This window comes from Streptomyces sp. IBSBF 3136 (genome assembly GCF_036815105.1).
Classification (GTDB): Bacteria; Actinomycetota; Actinomycetes; order Streptomycetales; family Streptomycetaceae; genus Streptomyces.
This window is the reverse complement of the sequence record NZ_JAJSZC010000379.1, coordinates 1-4,131: the sequence shown is the minus strand read 5'-3', so window position 1 is coordinate 4,131 and position 4,131 is coordinate 1. Positions and strand designations below refer to the sequence as shown.

The following is a 4,131-nucleotide window of genomic DNA, read 5'->3' as shown; positions in this document are numbered from 1 at the left end:
GGGAAACGCCCGGTTACATTCCGAACCCGGAAGCTAAGCCTCACAGCGCCGATGGTACTGCAGGGGGGATCCTGTGGGAGAGTAGGACACCGCCGAACAATTCTTGGGAAAACCCCCGCATCGAAAGATGCGGGGGTTTTCTGCGTTCGGGGTCCTTTATGGTCGAGGTATGCGCTATGACCTGATCATCTTCGACAACGACGGGGTCCTCGTGGACAGCGAGCCGATCTCCAATCGGCACCTGGCCGCCTATCTGACCGAGCTGGGGCACCCCACGTCGTACGAGGACTCCATCCGGGACTACATGGGATCGGCGATGCACCGCATCCACGACCTGGTGCTGGAGCGGACGGGCCGGCGGCTGCCGGACGACTTCGACGACGTCTTCCACGCGCGTGTGTTCGCCGCCTTCGAGCGGGAGCTGAAGCCCGTTGCCGGCGTCGGCGGGGTGCTGGAGAAGCTGGCCGCCGACGGGGTCCCGTACTGCGTCGCCTCCTCCGGGAGCCATGAGCGGATCAGGGTCGGCCACCGCGCGACCGGACTCGACCGGTGGTTCGACGAGCAACGCATCTTCAGCTCGCAGGACGTGGGTCGGGGCAAGCCGGCACCGGACCTCTTCCTGTACGTGGCCGAGCGGATGGGCGTCGCCCCCGGGCGGTGCCTGGTCGTGGAGGACTCGCCGCTGGGCGTACAGGCCGCCGTGGCGGCCGGGATGGACGTGTACGGGTTCACCGCCATGACGCCGGCGGACAAGCTCGCCCAGGCGACGCAACTGTTCTCCACCATGGGCGAGTTGGCTGACCTGCTGGTGTGACCGGGGCCAGTGCTCCGGGGCTGACATTTGTCACGCGGACCTCCGGACGATCGTTTCTACTGGCGGACCCCACCCGGCGGCGAAGCTATGAGCATGACGACGAACACGGGTTCCAAGGGCCAGAGCACGATGCAGAACTTCGCGCCGCTGATCGTGGACGTGGCGGTGCCCCTCGCTTCGTACTACCTGTTCAAGGACGGCTTCGGGATGAGCACCTTCGCGGCGCTCGCCTGGAGCAGCGTGGTGCCCGCGCTGCGCACCGCGTGGAGCGTGCTGAAGGAGCGGAGGACCAACGCACTGGCCGGGCTCATCCTGGTCGTGAACGTCGTCTCCCTGCTGCTGAGCTTCGTCTCCGGTGATCCGCGGCTGATGCTGGCGAAGGACAGCGGGGTCAGCAGCACCGTCGCGATCGGCATCCTGGTCTCGGTCGCCCTCGGCAGGCCCATGATGACCGCCGGTCTCAAGCCCTTCCTGGTGAAGGGTGACGCGGTCAGGGAAGCCGCCTGGGAGCGGCTGATGGCGGGCACCGCCGCCGCTTCGACCGCCTTCCGGCGCAGGGAGCGGGTGTTCTCCGTGGTGTGGGGTGTGGTGCTGCTCGCCGAGTGCGTGGTGCGGGCCGTGGGCGCGTACACCGTCGCCGTGGACACGATGGTCTGGCTCGGTGGGGTGGTCCTGGCCGTCGCGGTGCTGATCGGGATCGTGGCCGGCGGCGCCCTCGGGGCCGGGCCGATGGAGGCCATGCTCTCCGAGGAGGCCGAGCGGCTGGAGATCACCGACGCGGGGACGGCCGACGCCGGGACCGCCGACGCCGGGACCATCGGGACCGGTTCCGCCGAAGCCACGTTCGCCGAGCCCGAGGTCGCCGTCGCCGCGTGACACGACTGACGACACACCCCCCGGGCCGAAGCTGAAGGAAATTCATCTTTGGCCGGATCTACCCACAGGTAGCCAGGGGCCCTACGCTCGCCGCCATGACAGATGTGCTGCGGCGCGGCAGGGCCTCGTTGGCGTTCAGCTTCTTCGCCCAGGGCGCCACCTTCGCGCTGCTGGTGACGCGCATCCCGGCGATCCAGGACCGGTACGGCATCTCCGACGGGCTGCTGCCGGTCTTCCTCGCCGCCGTGCCGATCCTCGCCGGGGTCGGCAGCGTGACGACCGAGCAGCTGGTGAAGCGGGTCAGGCCCAGCCGGCTGCTGCGCTGGTCCCAGCCGGTGGTGCTGCTGGCACTGCTCGGGGTCGGGGCCGGCGGCACCGGGGTGATGGCGGAGCTGGGACTCGCGCTGGCCGCGTTCGGGCTCGCCGTCGGCGCGCTGGACGCCTCCATGAACATGCTCGGGGTCAGCCTCCAGCGGACGTACGGGCGCAGCATCATGCTGAGCTTCCACGCCGCCTACAGCCTGGGCGGCATCGTGGGGGCCTCGCTCGCCTGGGCCGGGGCGCACTGGCAGCTCGCGCTGTGGGTGTCGTATCTGCCGGTGGTGGCCGTGCTGCTGCCGGCGACGCTGGTGGGGAGCAGGTGGTACGTCGACGGGGACGCGGCGTCCGTCCAGGAGGAGGCCGGCGCGGGCGGTGGCGGTGTCGTTTTCAAGCTGCTGCTGCCGCTGTGCCTGGTGATGACCTTCGCCTACATCGGGGACTCGACGGTCTCCAACTGGAGCGCCAAGTACCTGAAGGACGTGCTGGGCAGTTCCGAGCAGCTGGCGACGGTGCCGTACAACGTGTACATGGTGACCACGCTGGTGGGCCGGACCATCGGGGACTTCGGGGTGCGGCGGTTCGGGGCGGCCGCGGTCGTGCGGATCGGGGCGCTGGTGGCGGCCGGGGGCTTCGCGGTGGTGTCCGTGGCTCCGGACGCGTGGGTCGGCATGCTCGGGTTCACCCTGCTGGGCCTGGGGCTGTGCGTCCTTGTGCCGCAGACCTTCGCGGCGGCGGGGCGGCTGTTCCCGGGGGCCTCGGACGCGGCGATAGCCCGGCTCAACATCTTCAACTACGTGGGCTTCCTGATCGGTTCGCCGTTGGTGGGGGCGCTCGGGGACACCTGGAGCTACCGGGGGGCGATGCTGGTGCCGATGGTGTTGGTGCTGGTGACGTTGGCGTACGCCAGATCGTTCGCGGCTCAACCGGACCGATACGGTGGCGGGCATGAGCGGCCGCGCACAGCTGATGTGGGACGAGGCAGTAACGGGCTATGACTTCGGCCCGGACCATCCGATGGATCCGGTCCGGCTGGAGCTGACCCGGAAGCTGGTGGACGCCTTCGGGCTCGACCGGCAGATGACGGTGGTCGCGGCGAAGCCGGCCGGGGAGTCGACGCTGCGCCTGGTCCACCGGCAGGACTACATCGACGCCGTGAAGGCCGCGTCGGCCGATCCGGGGGCGGCCGACGGCTCGTACGGGCTCGGCACGCTGGACGATCCCGCGTTCGCCGGGATGCACGAGGTGTCCGCGCTCATCGCCGGGCAGTCGGTGGGTGCGGCGGAAGCGGTGTGGCGGGGCGACGCCGAGCACGCGGTGAACTTCGCGGGCGGGCTGCACCACGCGATGCCCGGGGGCGCCTCCGGGTTCTGCGTCTACAACGACGCCGCCCTGGCCATCGCGCGACTGCTCGAACTGGGTGCCGAACGGGTCGCCTACGTGGACGTCGACGTGCACCACGGGGACGGGGTGCAGGCGGCGTTCTGGGAGGACCCGCGGGTCCTGACGATCTCGTTGCACGAGCATCCGAGCACGCTGTTCCCGCAGACCGGATGGCCGCAGGAGACCGGGGCCGGGGCGGGCGAGGGCGCGGCCGTGAACGTGGCGCTGCCGGCCGGGACCGGGGACGCCGGGTGGCTGCGGGCCTTCCACGCTGTGGTGCCGGAGCTGCTCGCCGAATTCCGGCCGCAGGTGCTCGTGACGCAGCACGGGGCGGACACGCACTTCGAGGACCCGCTCGCGCATCTCGCCGTGTCGCTGGACGCGCAGCGTGCCGCGCAGGTGGCGTGCCACGAGCTGGCGCACACGTACGCGGACGGCAGATGGGTCGCCCTCGGCGGCGGCGGATACGCCGTGGTCGAGGTGGTGCCGCGGTCGTGGACACACCTGGTGGGGATCGCGGCGGGACGCGAGGTCGCCCCCGAGACGGTGATTCCCGAGGGGTGGCGGCGCGAGGTGTACGCGCGGACCCGGCAGTTGGGGCCGCAGCGGATGACGGACGGGCGGTGGCCGGTGTCGTTCGCCTCGTGGGACGCGGGGTACGACCCCGCCGACCGCCTCGACCAGGCGGTACTGGCCACCCGCCGGGCCGCCTTCCCGCTGCGGGGGCTGCTGCCGTGAGG

General features: G+C 70.9%; 4 protein-coding genes and 1 rRNA gene. All 5 read left to right on the top strand.

From position 1 onward, the window contains the following. A 5S ribosomal RNA gene (rrf, locus tag V7E45_RS39095) occupies nt 1–98 on the top strand; the annotation flags it as partial. Between the two features lie 71 nt (nt 99–169). Continuing rightward, the gene (locus V7E45_RS39090) at nt 170–814 is read left to right on the top strand and encodes an HAD family hydrolase (protein WP_333779046.1); all 645 of its coding nucleotides are present in this window, start codon (nt 170–172) and stop codon (nt 812–814) included. A gap of 93 nt (nt 815–907) precedes the next feature. Beyond that, nucleotides 908–1,690, top strand: a complete 783-nt coding sequence (locus V7E45_RS39085; RefSeq protein WP_333779045.1) for a VC0807 family protein — start codon at nt 908–910, stop codon at nt 1,688–1,690. Nucleotides 1,691–1,785: 95 nt separating this feature from the next. Continuing rightward, entirely contained in the window at nt 1,786–3,006 is a 1,221-nt protein-coding gene (locus V7E45_RS39080) for an MFS transporter (RefSeq protein ID WP_333779044.1), read from the top strand. After that, entirely contained in the window at nt 2,957–4,129 is a 1,173-nt protein-coding gene (locus V7E45_RS39075) for an acetoin utilization protein AcuC (RefSeq protein ID WP_333779043.1), read from the top strand. The genes V7E45_RS39080 and V7E45_RS39075 overlap by 50 nt, the downstream gene beginning before the upstream one ends. The last annotated feature ends 2 nt before the right edge of the window (nt 4,130–4,131 follow it).